Here is a 16,344-nt window from a genome sequence, read left to right on the forward strand (position 1 = left end):
TTCCATTTATCCTTTTAAATTTTTTAAATTATCGATACTAATCGAACCTAAATTTCTAAAGATCGAAACTAAAATAGCCAATCCAACTGCAACTTCAGCCGCAGCAACTGCCATCGAGAAGAATACAAAAACTTGTCCTTGTGCATCTTGATGATAAGTTGAAAAAGCAACAAATAAAAGGTTAACAGCATTCAACATGATTTCGATAGACATGAAAACGATAATAGCATTTCGTCTGTACAATACACCAAAAATACCAATACAGAAAAGTACAACACTTAAAAAGATGTAATTTTCAATACCTATTTGATTTAATATATTACCCATTATTTATTTAATTTTTCTTTTTTAGACAATAGAACAGCACCAATCATAGCAACTAAAAGTAAGATTGAAGCAAATTCAAACGGAACCATATATTCGTTCAGTAGTATTTTACCCAAAACCTGAATAGATTGGAAATCTTCTCCAGTCGAATCGTATTCACCAACAATTGGTTTAGAATTGATGAAAATGGCAATCAATACAATACAAATCAAACAGAAAGATACAATAGCTCCCAGACGTGTAATTCTAGGTCGGTGTACTTCTCGCTGTTCATTCAAATTCATTAACATGATCGTAAACAGGAACAAAATCATAATCGCTCCCGAGTAGACTATAATATGTACAATAGCCAAAAACTGAGAGTTTAATAATAAATAGTGACCCGCAATAGAGAAAAAACAAATCACCAAATAAATGGCACTGTGAATTGGGTTTCTACTAAAAATAGTCAGGAAAGCAGTGATTACCGTAATAAACGCTAAGAAACAAAATATAATTTGTACAGTTGTTGCGTGTGCAAAATCAGGAATATGTATCATTTAGTTAGCATTATTAAGTTGAGCATTTTTCATAGCAATGTCTAAAGGCATCACTAATCTGTCTTTTCCAAAAATGAAATCTTCTCTTTCGTAGCTAGAAGGAACCAAAACTTTTGAAGTTGTCAGGTAAATTGCATCTTTCGGGCAAGCTTCTTCGCATAAACCACAGAAAATGCAACGCAACATATTGATTTCATATATTGAAGCGTATTTTTCTTCTCTGTACAAATGTTTTTCATCTGCTTTACGTTCGGCAGCTTTCATTGTAATTGCTTCAGCAGGACATGATAAAGCACATAATCCACAAGCAGTACAGTTTTCACGACCTTGCTCATCACGCTTTAATTGATGTTGACCACGGTAAACCGGACTCATTTCACGTACTTGTTCAGGATAGTGAATTGTCACTTTTTTTCTGAATAAGTGTTTAAGCGTAATACCTAATCCTTTCACAATCGCCACAAGATACAATCGCTCCCAAAAAGTCATCTCTTTGTTCGAGACCATCTTTTTTCTACCCGATAATGATATAGTTTCTATTGACATTTTTTAATGTATGATTTACGATTCACAATTTGATGGTAAAATCAAATCCAAAATCTATTTTATTTTTTATTTGTAGCTAATCCTGCTCTCCGCTGTATCTTTTATTTTTTTAAAGAAAAAAAATAAAAGGATGCCGCTTCTATCAGGGCTAGGGCATTACGGTTCTTAAAATCCTAAAGCTGCTGCGATATCGTGTCTTAAAATAACAGCACCCGTAATCATGATATTAATAATCGAAAGCGGAATCAAAATTCTCCATCCTAAGTTCATTAATTGGTCATATCTAAATCTTGGAATTGTCCAACGTACCCACATATAGAAAAATATGAAGAAACATATTTTGGCAAACAAAACTGCAATTCCTAATAGATTAGCTGTATTTACGCCTACATTTTCTACCATCCAACTCATTCCAGGATAATTGTATCCTCCAAAGAACAATACTGAAATAATCGTTGCAGAAATAAACATACTTGCATATTCAGCAAATAAATAGAATCCCATTTTCATTGATGAATATTCTGTATGGTAACCTCCAATTAATTCGTTTTCACATTCTGCTAAATCAAAAGGAGTTCTGTTGGTTTCTGCAAATGAACAAATTAAGAAAATCAAGAATGATAATGGCTGATAGAGTACATTCCAGTGCCATTCAGATTGTTGTAATGAAATTTCTTTTAAGCTTAAAGTTCCGGTCATCATCAATAAAGCAATCATTGATAATCCCATTGCAACCTCATAAGAAACCATTTGCGAAGCTGCACGAACAGCTCCCATCAATGAGAATTTATTGTTAGAAGCCCATCCACCAATCATGATGCCGTAAACTCCCACAGAAAGAACTCCAAAAATGTATAATATACCAATATTGATGTCAGTTGCTTGTAAAAGAACGTCACGACCAAAAATATGTAATCTGTCTCCCCAAGGAATAACGGCGCTTGTCATTAAAGCCGTACTCATTGCAATTGCAGGTCCTACAACAAATAAAAATTTATTAGGTGTATTTGGGAAAAATTCCTCTTTCGAGAATAATTTCATACCATCAGCAAGAGGTTGTAATAATCCTCCCCATCCTGCACGGTTTGGTCCTACACGATCTTGTAGATAAGCTGCAACTTTACGCTCAGCCCAAGTAGAATACATTGCCATAATCATTGTTATGGCAAAAACCACAACAATTACAACACTTTTTTCTATAATAAATGTTCCATCTACCATGGCTAAGAATTTTGGTTATTAGGGTTTAATGGAATTTCTGCCATACTAATTTTTTTACGATCAATATCTCTACCTAAAAGAATATTCTTTTCTGTGTCGATTTCAACTTTCTCTAATTTTTGAGTGTAGTTATTTTGGTTGATTACAGAATCTTTTTCAAATTCTCTCGGACCTTCAATTACCCAGTCACTAACGTTTTTATGATCAAAACGACAGCTGTTGCAAATGAATTCTTCAACTTCATGGTACTCGTCTTTACGACCAGTTACACGTTGAATTTCTCCTCCAAACATCCATACAGTTGTTTTTCCACAACATCCTGGAGTTGTACATTCTCTGTGAGCGTTGAAAGGTTTGTTGAACCAAACTCTGGATTTAAAACGGAAAGTTTTATCAGTTAAAGCTCCAACAGGACAAACGTCGATCATGTTTCCAGAAAACTCGTTGTCGATTGCTTTAGAAATTCCAGTTGAAATATTAGCGTGATCTCCACGGTCTAATACTCCGTGAACTCTGTTGTCTGTCAATTGATCTGCAACTTGTACACATCTTTGACATAAGATACAACGGTTCATATGTAGTTGAATATTTGGACCAATATCTTCCGGTTCAAATGTTCTTTTTTCTTCAATAAAACGTGATTTTGGATTTCCGTGCTCAAAACTTAAGTTTTGCAAATCACATTCTCCAGCCTGATCACAAATAGGGCAATCTAACGGGTGATTGATTAATAAAAATTCAGTTACAGATTTACGAGCTTCCGTAACTCTGTCTGAAGATTTACTATTTACTTCCATTCCGTCCATACATCCTGTTACACAAGATGCCATTAATTTTGGCATTGGTCTTGGGTCAGCTTCACTACCTTTTGCAACTTCAACTAAACAACAACGGCATTTTCCTCCGCTGCCTTTTAATTTTGAGTAATAGCACATGGCTGGCGGCACCAAATCTCCACCAATCATACGTGCAGCCTGCAGGATCGTTGTTCCTGGCTCTACGTCTATACTTTGACCGTCTATGGTTACTTTCATCTCTTAATTTTGTTTTTTTAGTTTCAGGTTTCACGTTTCATGTTTTCACTTGAAACTAAAAAAACTTGAAACTTTAAACTATTTTTAAACTGTTTGTCTGCCTACTAAATGCTTTACTTGCGAAAAAGGTTCAGCAACAAAGTGATCTCTATTCTTTATTTTTTCAGGGAAACGAACATGATATTCAAATTCATCTCTAAAGTGACGAATAGCTGCTGCTACTGGCCAAGAAGCTGCGTCACCAAGTGGACAAATTGTGTTTCCTTCAATTTTACTTTGAATGCTCCACAATAATTCGATATCCTCTTCACGGCCTTGGCCGTTTTCGATTCTCCATAATATTTTTTCTAACCATCCAGTTCCTTCACGGCATGGAGTACATTGTCCGCAAGATTCGTGGTGATAAAAACGAGCAAAATTCCAAGTGTTTCTTACTACGCAAGCAGTATCATTGTAAACTATAAATCCTCCAGAACCTAACATAGATCCGGTAGCAAAACCACCATCACTTAAAGATTCGTAAGTCATTAATCTGTCTTCACCATTTGCAGTTTTGAAAATTAATTCAGCTGGTAAAATTGGCACTGAAGATCCTCCGGGAACAAACGCTTTTAAAGGTCTGCTAGAAGACATTCCTCCTAAATACTCATCAGAATTCATGAATTCGTCAACACTTAAACCTAATTCAATTTCGTAAACGCCAGGATTTTTAACGTGTCCAGATGCTGAGATTAATTTAGTTCCTGTAGAACGACCAATTCCTATTTTTGCATAATCATCACCAGAGTTGTTGATGATCCATGGCACAGTTGCAATAGTTTCTACGTTATTTACCACAGTTGGGTTTGCCCAAAGTCCTGAAACCGCTGGGAAAGGTGGTTTGATACGAGGATTTCCTCTTTTACCTTCCAAAGACTCAATAAGTGCAGTTTCTTCTCCACAAATATAAGCTCCGGCTCCACAGTGAACGTGTAATTCTAAGTCGTAACCTGTACCTAATATATTTTTTCCTAACCAACCGGCAGCTTTAGCTTCGGCGATAGCTCTTTCTAATATTTTGAAAACCCACATATATTCTCCACGAATGTAGATATAAGATAAGTTAGCGCCTAAGGCAAAACTAGAAGTAATCATTCCTTCAATCAATAAGTGAGGAATAAATTCCATCAAATAACGATCTTTGAAAGTTCCTGGTTCAGACTCATCGGCATTGCAAACTAAATGTCTTGGTTTTCCTGATTTTTTATCAATAAAGCTCCATTTCATTCCGGCAGGAAATCCTGCACCACCACGACCACGAAGTCCTGATTTTTTTACTTCTTCAACAACTTCATCAGGTGTAAGTGTTTTCAAAGCTTTTTCTACAGATGCATAACCACCATTTTGGCGATATACTTCGTAGGTTTTTATTCCTGGAACATTGATTTTATCTAATAATATTTTCTGTGACATCTTATTTATCGTGTAATATTATTTTATTATCTCTACAATCAGCGATTAACTGATCGATTTTATCTTCTGTCAATTTTTCTTTGTAGAAATCGCCTAACTGCATCATTGGAGCGTATCCGCAAGCACCTAAACATTCTACTCCGGCAATGGTAAACATTCCGTCTGGAGTTGTTTCTCCCATTTTGATGCCTAATTTTTCAGAAGTGTAATCCATTAAATTTTCGGCACCATTTAAACAACAACAAGAAGTTTGGCAAAATTCGAACATATATTTTCCAATTGGTTTTTGGTTGTACATGGTATAAAAAGTAACCACTTCGTAAACCTCAATTGGTTTAATGTGCAAAATTTCAGCAACTTTATCCTGCAGCTCGATACTTAACCAGTTGTCATGCGCATCTTGCACTTCATGCAAAACAGGCAACAAAGCTGATTTTCTTTTGTCTTCAGGATAATGACTAATCAATTCATTGATGCGAGTCATCAATGCCTCAGTCATGTTTATTTCTTGTTTGTAATGTTTTCTTTCCATTCTTATTTTGGATTTTAGTCCCGATAGCTATCGGGATAGATTTTCGATTTTTCAATCTACAATCTGAAATCTACATTCTGCAATCTTTTTATGCGTCTAATTCTCCTGCAATAACATTTAAACTTGATAGAATAACAATTGCATCTGATAATAAAGCGCCTTTGATCATTTCTGGATATGCTTGGTAATAGATAAAGCAAGGTCTTCTGAAATGTAATCTATATGGAGTTCTACTTCCGTCTGTAACTAAATAGAATCCGATTTCTCCATTTCCTCCTTCAACCGGGTGATAAATTTCTGCAACTGGTACAGGAACTTCTCCCATTACGATCTTAAAGTGATAAATTAAAGATTCCATTGAAGTATAAACATCTTCTTTTGGAGGAAGGTAGTAATCAGGAACTTCTGCATGGTATTCGTTTCCGGCTGGCATTTTATCCAATGCTTGACGAATAATACTTAAACTTTCCCAAACTTCAGCATTACGAACACAGAAACGATCGTAAGTATCACCTGATTTTCCAACAGGAACAACAAAATCAAAATCTTCGTATGATGAATAAGGCTGTGCAACACGAACGTCGTAATCAACTCCGGCAGCACGTAAGTTTGGACCTGTGAATCCGTAAGCCATTGCTTGCTCTGCCGAGATTGCACCTACGTCTACAGTTCTGTCAAGGAAAATTCTGTTTCTTTCGAATAAGTTTACAAATTCTTGCCAAGCGACAGGAAAATCTTGTAAAAATACGTCTAGTTTGCGGAAAGCTTCTGGTGACCAATCTCTTTCGAAACCACCGATTCTTCCCATATTTGTTGTTAAACGAGCACCACAAATTTCTTCGTAGATCTCGTAAACTTTTTCTCTAAATTGAAAAACATATAAGAAACCGGTATAAGCACCAGTATCTACACCAAGAATCGAGTTACAAATTAAGTGATCTGTAATACGCGCCAATTCCATTACGATAACTCTTAAATATTGAGCTCTTTTTGGAACTTCAATATTTAATAATTTTTCTAAAGTCATCCACCATCCCATATTGTTAATAGGGGAAGAACAATAGTTCATACGGTCTGTAAGTGGAGTAATTTGATAAAAAGGACGATTTTCGGCGATTTTTTCGAAAGCTCTGTGAATGTAACCAATAGTTGGTTCAGCCTCAAGAATTCTTTCACCATCCATCAACAAGATATTTTGAAAAATACCGTGAGTGGCTGGATGCGTAGGACCTAAATTAAGTACTGAAAGTTCGCTTCCGTCTTCGTTTAGTCTATCTTTTACTATTTTAGCATATCGATGCTCTGGTGATAATAATAGTTCTGACATTTTATAATGTTGAATTATTTATTTTTAGCAATTTGTTGTTGTTCTTCCAAAGAATCTGTCGTCTTTATCAGTTCTTCCGCTGTCTTCCATTGGGAATTCTTTTCGCATTGGGAACGATATCATTTCGTCCATATTCAAAATACGTTTCAATTGTGGATGTCCGATAAAGTTAATCCCGAAGAAATCGTATGTTTCTCTTTCCATCCAATTTGAACTTAAGAAAATGTTTGAAATGGTTTTTATCTCTGGTTTTTCACCATTTATGAAAACTTTGATTCTAATACGTTTGTTTTCGTACCAGTTGTGTAAGTGGTAAACAATTGCAAACTGACGATCTGTTTCGTTGTCCGGATAATGAACGCCGCATAAGTCAGTTAAAAAGTGAAAACGTAAATCAGAATCGTTTTTCAAAAAAAGAATCAAAGCTGTGATTTTATCAGCAGTCGTTTCTAGTGAAAAAATATCTCTTTCTTGTTGAAAGTTAAAAACACTTGTGTCAAATGTTTCTGTAAGTTTATCTTGAATCAGGGTGTTTTCTAAAGCCATCTTATGAAATATTATATGAAGCTAGTAATTCTTGGTATTCTGGTGAGCTTCTGCGTCTAACAGATTCGCTTTTTACCAATTCTTGAAGTTTCATTACTCCATCAACAATTTGTTCTGGTCTTGGCGGGCATCCCGGAACGTAAACGTCAACCGGAATTACTTTGTCAATTCCTTGTAAAACTGAGTAAGTATCGAAGATTCCTCCTGATGAAGCACAAGCTCCAACTGCAATTACCCAGCGAGGTTCAGACATTTGTTCGTAAACTTGTCTTAAAATAGGCGCCATTTTTTTAGAAATAGTTCCCATTACTAATAACATATCTGCCTGACGAGGAGAAAAACTCACACGCTCAGAACCAAATCGTGCTAAATCGTAATGTGATGCCATTGTAGCCATGAATTCGATACCACAGCATGAAGTTGCAAAAGGCAATGGCCATAATGAATTGGCTCTTGCTAAACCTACAACATCATTAAGTTTTGTAGCGAAGAAACCTTCTCCTACAACCCCTTCGGGTGGCGCAACCATATTTACATTTGAATCGCTCATTTTTATTTTAGATTTTAGATTTCTGATTTTAGATTTTTGCAAATCGTCAAAATCGAAATCAATATTTTAAAAATCAATATTATATTTTGAGAAACTTATTTTCAAATCTAAAATTCTAAATCAGGTCAATCTAAAATCTATGATTTGAAATCTAAAATTTCTTATTCCCAGTCTAATGCTTTTTTCTTGATGATGTAGAAAAAGCCAACTAAAAGAAGTGACATAAACACGATCATCTTAAGCATTCCTTCAATTCCTAATTCTTTAAAGTTTACTGCCCATGGGTAAAGAAAAATAACCTCTACGTCAAACAATACAAATAAAATGGCAACTAGGAAATATTTTACTGAGAAAGGAATACGTGCGTTACCTACAGATTCGATACCACACTCAAAGTTTTTATCTTTTACTTCAGAGCTTCTTTTTGGTCCTAATTTTCCGGATATAATGATTGTTCCTACTACAAAACCAATAGCTAAAATGGCTTGCATTAAAATTGGAATGTAACTGTATTGATCAGATTGCATAAACTTAGCTTTTTTACTTAAAGAATAAGCCACAAAGATAACTTTCAACTCTGTAAATCACAAGCTAAAAAATGATTTAAGTGTATTGCAAAAGGGTGATTGTTTGTAATTTTTATTGATTATAAATAACAGGAGGCTTTTTTAAGATTTTTTTAAGATTTGAGCAAAAAAAAACGTTTCGAAATAAATCGAAACGTTTTAAAACCATTCAGAGGCAAAAAAAATAAATTGCTATATTTTTCTTAGATTACTGCTACTTTAGCAGCAACTTTCCCTTTTCTTCCTTCTTCTTCTTCATAGCTTACACGGTCACCTTCGCGTAATTCTTCCGCGTTAATTCCTGAAGCGTGAACGAAGATATCTTTTCCTGTTTCTTCGTCTGTAATGAATCCATAACCTTTAGATTCATTGAAAAATTTTACTGTACCTGTACGCATTGTAATTGTAATAATAATTTATAATGAAGCAAATGTAAGATATAAATTCATACAAAAGACAATAAGGTGTTAATTTTTTGTAAAAATTATTGATTCACAGTGTTTTCGCTATTTATATTGCATCAAATGTGGAATGCTACTACCTAAAATAACGAATCATTAATGATACTTCAAAACCGCAGATAACTGATCGTTTGTAGTAAATTGACTACTTGTAAGTTAATGTTGTTTTTTTGTTAATTTATGATAAGAAATAAAAAAAACTGCAATTTAGAAAATTGCAGCTTTTGTGTTTTTACTTTAAACGAAAAAGAAAATTAAATCGCGTCAAGTTTTATATGTAGTTCTTTTAATTGAGCATCATCAATTGCAGCAGGTGCATCGATCATTACATCACGTCCCGAATTGTTTTTTGGGAAAGCGATAAAATCTCTAATTGTTTCCTGACCACCCAAGATCGCCACTAAACGGTCTAAACCAAAAGCTAATCCTCCGTGTGGTGGTGCTCCAAATTGAAAAGCATCCATTAAGAAACCAAATTGAGCTTTTGCCTCCTCTTCGGTAAAACCTAAATATTTGAACATCAATTGTTGCGTTGCTTTATCGTGAATACGAATTGAACCTCCTCCAATTTCATTTCCGTTTAAAACCATGTCATAAGCATTAGCACGAACTTTTCCTGGTTCAGTTTCTAGCAAAGCCATGTCTTCTGGTTTTGGAGATGTAAACGGATGGTGCATTGCGTGATAACGACCGCTTTCTTCGTCTAATTCTAATAATGGGAAATCAATAACCCATAACGGCGCAAATACTTCCGGATTTCTCAATCCTAAACGCGTTGCTAATTCCATACGAAGTGCAGAAAGTTGAGCGCGTGTTTTGTTAGCTGGTCCTGAAAGTACAAAAATCATATCGCCAGGTTTTGCTCCTGTGATTTTTGCCCATTGTCCTAAATCGTCCTGATCGTAGAATTTGTCTACAGATGATTTAAAAGTTCCGTCGTCGTTACATTTTGCATAAACCATTCCTGATGCTCCAACTTGCGGACGTTTTACCCAGTCAATTAATCCGTCAATTTCTTTACGGGTATAATTTCCTGCTCCGGGAACAGCAATTCCCACAACTAATTCAGCAGCATTAAATACTGGGAAATCTTTGTGTTGTGCAAATTCGTTTAACTCGCCAAATTCCATTCCAAAACGAATGTCCGGTTTGTCATTTCCGTATGTTTTCATGGCATAGTCGTAAGTAATTCTTGGGAATTTATCTACTTCGATACCTTTAATTTCTTTTAATAAATGTCTTGTCAATCCTTCAAAAACATTCAAAATGTCTTCTTGTTCCACAAAAGCCATTTCGCAATCGATTTGTGTAAACTCAGGCTGACGGTCGGCACGCAAATCTTCATCACGGAAACATTTTACGATTTGAAAATATTTATCCATTCCACCTACCATCAAAAGTTGTTTGAAGGTTTGTGGAGATTGTGGTAAAGCATAAAATTGTCCTTCGTTCATACGGCTTGGTACAACGAAATCTCTTGCGCCTTCCGGAGTCGATTTGATTAAGTAAGGAGTTTCAACTTCGCAGAAATCTAAATCAGATAGATACTTACGAACTTCCATCGCTACTTTATGACGGAACAATAAACTATTTTTTACAGGATTTCTTCGAATATCTAAATAACGATATTTCATTCTGATATCTTCTCCGCCATCAGTCTCATCTTCAATTGTAAATGGAGGTGTTAAAGCAGCGTTTAAAATTGTCAATTCGGTAACTAAAATTTCGATTTCACCAGTCGGAATGTTTTTGTTTTTTGCTTCACGCTCAATTACAGTTCCTTTTACCTGAATAACAAATTCTCTTCCAAGAGTTTTAGCCAGTTCAAATACGGTTTTTTCAGAACGACTTTCGTCGAAAATAAGTTGTGTAATTCCGTAACGGTCGCGCAAATCAACCCAATTCATAAATCCTTTATCGCGTGATTTTTGAACCCAACCCGCTAGTGTAACTTCCGTATTAATATTTGAGGCGTTTAATTCACCACAATTATGACTTCTATACATGATCAAAATTTTAGACTGCAAAAGTAAACACAAAATTCAAATTATACCATTTAAAATTCAAATTAACTATAAAAGAAAAATAACATTTTATTGCATCAAATTCTGAGTTTAAATGAAGTACAGGCTGGAAAGTGATAATAAATTGTGTAACAAATTGAGAATTTTTTGTTAATTCTTAAATTTCTCAGCAGTAATTTCTTTAGATTTGGATCACTAAAAACTAATTTTAATTTATATGAACAAACTTTTTGTTACTGGTCTGTTGATTTTTAGCGCTTTGAATGTTATCGGTCAAACCAAAAATCAAATTAAATTTACGGCTAAAATTGCCAATAGAAATAGTGACACTCTTGTCATTAAAGGAAAAGATAACTTTACACAAGTTATCCCAATTAACAAAAAGGAAACTTTTGTTGCTTCTTTTGATGCACCAAAAGGATTTTATGTATTTTCTGACGGAACTGAATCTTCGAGGTTTTATCTGAAGCCAAATTCTGAGGTGAATTTAACGATGAATGCTAAAGAATTTGACGAATCTATTGTTTTCAGCGGTAAAGGTGTGGACGAGAGTAATTTTTTGGCACAACAAGCTTTAAGAAATGAAAAATTTGAAGAAGCTTTTGCTAAAGAACCTGCTGAATTTGCAACAGTATTAGAAGCTAAGAAAAAGGCAGATATTGAAAGTTTAGAGAAAGGAAATTTTGATCCGGAATTTATAACTGCAATGAAAAGTAATTTTGAGCGTTTTAATCAATTCTCAGTTGAAAATTATGAAAGAGTTGCAAAAGCAAATAAACTTAACGGAAAACCTTCTCCTGGTTTTGAATATGAGAATCATAAAGGTGGAAAAACAAAGTTATCTGATCTAAAAGGTAAGTATGTTTATATCGATCTTTGGGCTACATGGTGTGCGCCTTGTAGAGCTGAAATTCCTCATCTTCAAAAAATTGAAGAAAAATATCACGGAAAAAATATTGAGTTTGTGAGTGTTTCAATTGATAAATTGAAAGACAACGAAAAATGGAAGAAATTTGTCGTGGATAAAAAATTAGGAGGTATTCAATTATTTGCTGATAAAGATTGGGAATCTGAGTTTGTAACAAGTTACGGAGTTACAGGAATTCCAAGATTTATCCTGATTGATCCAAATGGAAATGTTTTAAAGGCTGATGCTGCAAGACCTTCTCAACCAGAGCTTCAAGCGCAGTTAGATTCATTATTGAAGTAATTTATTTATCAAATTTACAACGTTATCGTAAATTTGTGTTTTTTATAAAATCCCAGTAAAACCAATGCTTAAGCATTGGTTTTTTTATTTTTAGCATATTTCCAATGTTAAGCTTTTGTCCAATGTTACCAAATTGTTAAGTAAAAGTTTTTTTAATGTAAACAATTAATTATATTTGATAAAGATTTGATAACATTAATAACTAAAGATATGAAAAAGTGTGTGATTTTAGTTGCAATATTGTTCTCTGGAATTCTAGTTGCACAAGAGATAAATCCTGAATTAGAAGCTGTTGGAGACAAAGTAAAAGCTACTTACTATTATGAAAATGGAAATGTTCAACAAGAAGGCTTTTTTAAAGATGGTAAATTAGATGGTGTTTGGGTATCTTATGATGTAAAGGGGAAAAAAGTTGCTGTGGGAGAATACACAAACGGATTGAAAACTGGGAAATGGGTGTTTTTTAACGAAAAAAATCTTTGTGAGGTTGCTTATGAAAACAGCAAAATTAGCTCAGTTAAGAATTTACAAAAAAATGCTATAGCAAATAGAAATTAATAAAATTTCAAACAATTTAGAAAACCGCTTTGTGAAGCGGTTTTTTTATGCGCTTTATTTTTTAGATTTTTTTCGTCTTCCGTACCAAATAACGAAACCGGTTACTGGTAAAGCTGCTGCAATCAGACTTACGATAAAAGCGATAATTTTACCGGGTAAGTTTAAAATTTGGCCTGTGTGAATTCCGTAATTCATTTCGACTACTTGTAAGCCTAAACTCTTTTTGTGGTAAGGATCGCGTTGGATAAGTTTTCCGTCGCCTGGATGAAAGTAATAATTATTTTGATGGTCATATCTTAAGGTGTGCGGATATGCTCCTGTATTAATTAGATCGCTCTTTTGTTGAGGAAAGGTCACAAAAATCATTTCGGCTTTTGGCTGAAGTTTTTGGGTTGAGATAAAAGCGTGATCAACAGCAAAAAGTGTATTTGTTTTGAATTTCGTTGTGTCAATAATTGGAGCTTTGGTTTCAGTTTCTTTATCACCGCCAAAATTAAAAGTTTTGTAAATACCATCACCAACCCATTCGTAAGTAAAAGTTAATCCTGTAATGGCTATAACAACTGCAATTATCGAAATGTAAAAACCTGATGTATTGTGCCAGTCATAATTTACACGTCGCCATTTTGCTGACCATTTTACAGAAAAACTTCTTTTAATATCAGTTTTTCGTTTTGGCCACCACTGAATAATTCCGGAAATCAATAATAAGATAAAGATAATTGTGGCGCCGCCAATAATATGTTTGCCAATGTAATCCGGCAAGAGTAAATACAAATGGATTTTTTCGACGATGATAAAAAAATCAGTTTCAGGATTTTCTGTCTTTAGATATTTTCCTGTGTAAGGATTGAAATAGAGATATAAATTGTCGGTGTCAGAGTAGGTGTAGACTATTGCAGATCTATTTTTTCCGTAATAAGAAACCATACTCGATTTGTTATTCGGAGCAATTTTTTTAGCATTTTCCTGTAAAACGGAAGGTAAAATGAAAGGTTTATTTTGAGGTTCAACTAAACGCCATTCTTTTCTGGTGATGTCTTTTATTTCATCGTGAAAGCAAAAAATGCAGCCTGTAATGCTTATAATAAAAACAATAAGCCCGGAAATTAATCCGAGCCATTTATGTAGAAAACGCACTTGTTTTTTGAACCCCATTTTTTTGAATAAAGACGTAAAAGTATACGCTAAATCCGTAAGGGACAAGTAATTTTAGTTATATTTAAGATGCGACAACTTTTTTGGGTTTTAAAGTATATGCAACATAAAGTGTTATTGAAGCTAAAACGATCCAGAAAACATCTATAAAGAAAACCTGAATTTTATTCTCTAAAAAAGATGTCCAAAACCAATTTCCCGAAACTATTCCGTTTGTAATTGGAATTAAGAACCCTAAAATACTTCCTGAGATTAAACAGAACTTGTTGGTAAATGCATCATTTTTTTTCAGAATAAAAAATACGGTAAGAATTAACCATCCAACAAAATAAACCAGATACAGATTATCTTGAGTTAATGGGTAGAATATTTTGGTTACAATAAAAGAAAGCGCTGTAATAGGATACATACTCAGGCAAATTGCCAAATAGATACGAACAACAGCGGCATTAAAACGTCTTTTCTTTTCAGGTAAATTATTTTTTTGCCTCGCTACTAACCAAATCATCACGCCAGAAATAATAACAAAACAGGTGATAATACCTAAAACGAAACTGACGATTTTTAAAGCATATCCACCATAATCTCCAAAGTGAATTCGGTACAAAACATTTTTTACTACATCTAAATAGTTGTTTTGCGTAATTGGATTTTTCTTGGCAATTTCTTTCCCATCAGAAATACGGTAAATTACTTTTCCAATTCCGGTGAATTTTTTATGATTTTGCATTTCGCCTTCAACGATAACATGCATATTCGCATCGCCATAATTTTGAATAAAAACGCGCGTAATATCAAAGTCAGACCAATTGCTTTTTGCCTTCGCAACCAACTGATCGATGTTAAAAGGTGTTGCTAGTTTTTTATTATCAAATTTATAATCGGGATCATTGTATTCTAGTTCTTTGTATAATTTGTCCTGATCACCTTGGTATAAGGCCATTACCGCCGGTGCTACAATTAAGAGCTTAATCATGAAAAATGCTCCTGTTACAGCATAGACAAACTGAAATGGTAAGCCAATCATTCCTAGGGCTGTATGCGCATCTGTCCAAAGTATTTTTAATTTCTCTTTTGGGCGAAAAATATAGAAATTCGATACTATTTTTTTCCAATGTAACAGAAGTCCGGTTACAATTGCAAATAAAAAGAACAAAGCTGTAAAACCTGAAAGATAATAACCAACAGGATACGGAATTTGTGCTAAAAAGTGTAAACGATACAAAAATTCGCCTAATGAGTAAGATTCTACGTAAGTAAAAGTTTTAAAGTTTTGAGTGTCCAGATAGAAAAAAGAGCCTTCTTTTTGTTTTGCCGGAGCCAAAGTATCTTTTGTACCTTCCAGATAAATGGCAACTCTTCGTTCGTTACTCGGTTTTGAAATGGTGATATTTCGTCCGTGTAAAACATATTCTTTGTCAAGTTTGCCTAAAGCTTTATTGTAGTCTAATTGAATTTCTTTTGAAATAGGTGAAGATTCACTTCTTTCCCAATTGATAATTTCATCTCTGAAAAAAGAAAAAGATCCTGCAAAAAAAATCACAAATAGAACCACGCTGATAACAATTCCGCTAACAGTATGGGTATGAAAATAGATATTATAATTACGGTTATTCATAGGTTATTTTGCTATCGGATTATAGGTTTGACCTAAATAAATAAAAAGAGAAAAGAATAAGGTGAGGAGTATGTAGATTCCCCAAATTTTCCATCCGCTTTTTGCCAGAAAGGCAACTACCATTAATGCTACCCAAAGAATAAATCCTGTAAAAGCCATCGTCATTAGTATGTTTGCACGATTGAACCATGCTGCTAATGCCAAATGAAAACTAATTGAAACAAAATAGCCGCCAAGTATAGCCGCTGTAATCTTGGCAAATCGTTGCCACTTTGATTGGGTTAAATATTTTGGATTTGCTGGCATATTTTGGTTAGAAATAAGTTAGTTGTAGTAAAATTCTAGTAAAGCAACAATTACAAAAAGGCCAATAATCGCAAATCGGTTTATTTTTTTTAATGGAGCCAAAATGATAATCAAACTGCCAATAGTCATTAGTTGAATAAAAAACATTAAAGTTCCACAACATAAAGATTGTGTGAAAAGCCATAAAGAGTATGCTAATAAAAGAAGTGCTAAACCAGTTATTTTGGTTGGTTTAGGATTATTCTTCATCCATTTTTCAAAACCTAAATCATAAGATAAAGTAGCTCTTTTCGAAGTGTAATAAAGAGTGTAAAAAGCTAAAAAAACGATAAGACTAGCGATTGTTATCATGATTTTATAGATTTAAAA

19 protein-coding genes are annotated in these 16,344 nt (G+C 34.0%); 2 read left to right on the forward strand and 17 right to left on the reverse strand.

Features of this window, described 5'->3' with window-relative positions; all coding sequences use genetic code 11:
• Positions 1 to 6 precede the first annotated feature (6 nt).
• The 13 genes from nuoK to aspS form a co-directional block, all read right to left on the reverse strand.
• Positions 7 to 327 carry an NADH-quinone oxidoreductase subunit NuoK gene (nuoK, locus tag ACHRVZ_RS09090; protein ID WP_017494599.1) on the reverse strand — a complete coding sequence of 107 codons (321 nt, stop codon included), beginning with the start codon at positions 325 to 327 and terminating at the stop codon, positions 7 to 9.
• Positions 327 to 866: an NADH-quinone oxidoreductase subunit J gene (locus ACHRVZ_RS09095; protein WP_395422013.1), complete on the reverse strand. Its 540-nt coding sequence runs from the start codon at positions 864 to 866 to the stop codon at positions 327 to 329. Before ACHRVZ_RS09095 ends, nuoK begins: the two co-directional genes overlap by 1 nt.
• Positions 867 to 1,412 carry a NuoI/complex I 23 kDa subunit family protein gene (locus ACHRVZ_RS09100; RefSeq protein ID WP_395422014.1) on the reverse strand — a complete coding sequence of 182 codons (546 nt, stop codon included), beginning with the start codon at positions 1,410 to 1,412 and terminating at the stop codon, positions 867 to 869.
• Positions 1,413 to 1,577: 165 nt separating this feature from the next.
• Complete coding sequence (nuoH, locus tag ACHRVZ_RS09105; RefSeq protein WP_395422016.1) at positions 1,578 to 2,633, reverse strand: NADH-quinone oxidoreductase subunit NuoH; 1,056 nt, start codon at positions 2,631 to 2,633, stop codon at positions 1,578 to 1,580.
• A gap of 2 nt (positions 2,634 to 2,635) precedes the next feature.
• Positions 2,636 to 3,667, reverse strand: a complete 1,032-nt coding sequence (locus ACHRVZ_RS09110; RefSeq protein ID WP_395422017.1) for a 2Fe-2S iron-sulfur cluster-binding protein — start codon at positions 3,665 to 3,667, stop codon at positions 2,636 to 2,638.
• 84 nt (positions 3,668 to 3,751) lie between these two features.
• A complete protein-coding gene (gene nuoF, locus ACHRVZ_RS09115; protein ID WP_395422019.1) occupies positions 3,752 to 5,119 on the reverse strand; it encodes an NADH-quinone oxidoreductase subunit NuoF in 1,368 nt (455 codons plus the stop codon).
• 1 nt (position 5,120) lies between these two features.
• Positions 5,121 to 5,651, reverse strand: a complete 531-nt coding sequence (locus tag ACHRVZ_RS09120) for an NAD(P)H-dependent oxidoreductase subunit E (RefSeq protein WP_041516761.1) — start codon at positions 5,649 to 5,651, stop codon at positions 5,121 to 5,123.
• 88 nt (positions 5,652 to 5,739) lie between these two features.
• Positions 5,740 to 6,978 (reverse strand): NADH-quinone oxidoreductase subunit D, encoded by a 1,239-nt coding sequence (locus ACHRVZ_RS09125; protein ID WP_395422021.1) that lies wholly within the window; start codon positions 6,976 to 6,978, stop codon positions 5,740 to 5,742.
• Between the two features lie 24 nt (positions 6,979 to 7,002).
• Complete coding sequence (locus tag ACHRVZ_RS09130) at positions 7,003 to 7,524, reverse strand: NADH-quinone oxidoreductase subunit C (RefSeq protein WP_041516759.1); 522 nt, start codon at positions 7,522 to 7,524, stop codon at positions 7,003 to 7,005.
• 1 nt (position 7,525) lies between these two features.
• Positions 7,526 to 8,074, reverse strand: coding sequence for an NADH-quinone oxidoreductase subunit B (locus tag ACHRVZ_RS09135; RefSeq protein ID WP_041516812.1), 549 nt, complete (start codon positions 8,072 to 8,074; stop codon positions 7,526 to 7,528).
• 161 nt (positions 8,075 to 8,235) lie between these two features.
• A complete protein-coding gene (locus ACHRVZ_RS09140; RefSeq protein ID WP_041516758.1) occupies positions 8,236 to 8,601 on the reverse strand; it encodes an NADH-quinone oxidoreductase subunit A in 366 nt (121 codons plus the stop codon).
• A gap of 242 nt (positions 8,602 to 8,843) precedes the next feature.
• A complete protein-coding gene (locus ACHRVZ_RS09145; protein ID WP_007137066.1) occupies positions 8,844 to 9,038 on the reverse strand; it encodes a cold-shock protein in 195 nt (64 codons plus the stop codon).
• Positions 9,039 to 9,355: 317 nt separating this feature from the next.
• Complete coding sequence (gene aspS, locus ACHRVZ_RS09150) at positions 9,356 to 11,107, reverse strand: aspartate--tRNA ligase (protein WP_395422022.1); 1,752 nt, start codon at positions 11,105 to 11,107, stop codon at positions 9,356 to 9,358.
• 235 nt (positions 11,108 to 11,342) lie between these two features.
• Between aspS and ACHRVZ_RS09155 the strand changes: the two genes are divergently transcribed.
• Positions 11,343 to 12,335 carry a TlpA family protein disulfide reductase gene (locus ACHRVZ_RS09155; RefSeq protein WP_395422023.1) on the forward strand — a complete coding sequence of 331 codons (993 nt, stop codon included), beginning with the start codon at positions 11,343 to 11,345 and terminating at the stop codon, positions 12,333 to 12,335.
• A 210-nt stretch (positions 12,336 to 12,545) separates the two neighbouring features.
• Positions 12,546 to 12,893, forward strand: coding sequence for a toxin-antitoxin system YwqK family antitoxin (locus ACHRVZ_RS09160; protein WP_395422024.1), 348 nt, complete (start codon positions 12,546 to 12,548; stop codon positions 12,891 to 12,893).
• 54 nt (positions 12,894 to 12,947) lie between these two features.
• On the opposite strand, the gene ACHRVZ_RS09165 is transcribed toward ACHRVZ_RS09160, so the two are convergent.
• From ACHRVZ_RS09165 to ACHRVZ_RS09180, 4 genes are all read right to left on the reverse strand, one after another.
• Entirely contained in the window at positions 12,948 to 14,051 is a 1,104-nt protein-coding gene (locus ACHRVZ_RS09165; protein WP_395422025.1) for a PepSY-associated TM helix domain-containing protein, read from the reverse strand.
• Between the two features lie 64 nt (positions 14,052 to 14,115).
• Positions 14,116 to 15,669, reverse strand: coding sequence for a PepSY-associated TM helix domain-containing protein (locus tag ACHRVZ_RS09170; protein WP_395422026.1), 1,554 nt, complete (start codon positions 15,667 to 15,669; stop codon positions 14,116 to 14,118).
• 3 nt (positions 15,670 to 15,672) lie between these two features.
• Complete coding sequence (locus ACHRVZ_RS09175; protein ID WP_395422028.1) at positions 15,673 to 15,975, reverse strand: hypothetical protein; 303 nt, start codon at positions 15,973 to 15,975, stop codon at positions 15,673 to 15,675.
• Positions 15,976 to 15,993: 18 nt separating this feature from the next.
• Entirely contained in the window at positions 15,994 to 16,326 is a 333-nt protein-coding gene (locus ACHRVZ_RS09180; protein WP_395422029.1) for a hypothetical protein, read from the reverse strand.
• Positions 16,327 to 16,344: the final 18 nt, after the last annotated feature.

The organism is Flavobacterium sp. FlaQc-57 (assembly GCF_044007395.1).
Classification (GTDB): domain Bacteria; phylum Bacteroidota; class Bacteroidia; order Flavobacteriales; family Flavobacteriaceae; genus Flavobacterium.

What these genes read in the sequence shown, in the direction of transcription:
- ACHRVZ_RS09180 (WP_395422029.1), bottom strand. Translation starts at nt 16,326, where the DNA reads ATGATAACAATCGCTAGTCTTATCGTTTTTTTAGCTTTTTACACTCTT.
- ACHRVZ_RS09130 (WP_041516759.1), bottom strand. Translation starts at nt 7,524, where the DNA reads ATGGCTTTAGAAAACACCCTGATTCAAGATAAACTTACAGAAACATTT.
- ACHRVZ_RS09135 (WP_041516812.1), bottom strand. Translation starts at nt 8,074, where the DNA reads ATGAGCGATTCAAATGTAAATATGGTTGCGCCACCCGAAGGGGTTGTA.
- ACHRVZ_RS09110 (WP_395422017.1), bottom strand. Translation starts at nt 3,667, where the DNA reads ATGAAAGTAACCATAGACGGTCAAAGTATAGACGTAGAGCCAGGAACA.
- ACHRVZ_RS09100 (WP_395422014.1), bottom strand. Translation starts at nt 1,412, where the DNA reads ATGTCAATAGAAACTATATCATTATCGGGTAGAAAAAAGATGGTCTCG.
- ACHRVZ_RS09145 (WP_007137066.1), bottom strand. Translation starts at nt 9,038, where the DNA reads ATGCGTACAGGTACAGTAAAATTTTTCAATGAATCTAAAGGTTATGGA.
- ACHRVZ_RS09160 (WP_395422024.1), top strand. Translation starts at nt 12,546, where the DNA reads ATGAAAAAGTGTGTGATTTTAGTTGCAATATTGTTCTCTGGAATTCTA.
- ACHRVZ_RS09155 (WP_395422023.1), top strand. Translation starts at nt 11,343, where the DNA reads ATGAACAAACTTTTTGTTACTGGTCTGTTGATTTTTAGCGCTTTGAAT.
- ACHRVZ_RS09120 (WP_041516761.1), bottom strand. Translation starts at nt 5,651, where the DNA reads ATGGAAAGAAAACATTACAAACAAGAAATAAACATGACTGAGGCATTG.
- ACHRVZ_RS09170 (WP_395422026.1), bottom strand. Translation starts at nt 15,669, where the DNA reads ATGAATAACCGTAATTATAATATCTATTTTCATACCCATACTGTTAGC.
- nuoH (WP_395422016.1), bottom strand. Translation starts at nt 2,633, where the DNA reads ATGGTAGATGGAACATTTATTATAGAAAAAAGTGTTGTAATTGTTGTG.
- ACHRVZ_RS09125 (WP_395422021.1), bottom strand. Translation starts at nt 6,978, where the DNA reads ATGTCAGAACTATTATTATCACCAGAGCATCGATATGCTAAAATAGTA.
- ACHRVZ_RS09140 (WP_041516758.1), bottom strand. Translation starts at nt 8,601, where the DNA reads ATGCAATCTGATCAATACAGTTACATTCCAATTTTAATGCAAGCCATT.
- ACHRVZ_RS09175 (WP_395422028.1), bottom strand. Translation starts at nt 15,975, where the DNA reads ATGCCAGCAAATCCAAAATATTTAACCCAATCAAAGTGGCAACGATTT.
- aspS (WP_395422022.1), bottom strand. Translation starts at nt 11,107, where the DNA reads ATGTATAGAAGTCATAATTGTGGTGAATTAAACGCCTCAAATATTAAT.
- ACHRVZ_RS09165 (WP_395422025.1), bottom strand. Translation starts at nt 14,051, where the DNA reads ATGGGGTTCAAAAAACAAGTGCGTTTTCTACATAAATGGCTCGGATTA.
- nuoF (WP_395422019.1), bottom strand. Translation starts at nt 5,119, where the DNA reads ATGTCACAGAAAATATTATTAGATAAAATCAATGTTCCAGGAATAAAA.
- nuoK (WP_017494599.1), bottom strand. Translation starts at nt 327, where the DNA reads ATGGGTAATATATTAAATCAAATAGGTATTGAAAATTACATCTTTTTA.
- ACHRVZ_RS09095 (WP_395422013.1), bottom strand. Translation starts at nt 866, where the DNA reads ATGATACATATTCCTGATTTTGCACACGCAACAACTGTACAAATTATA.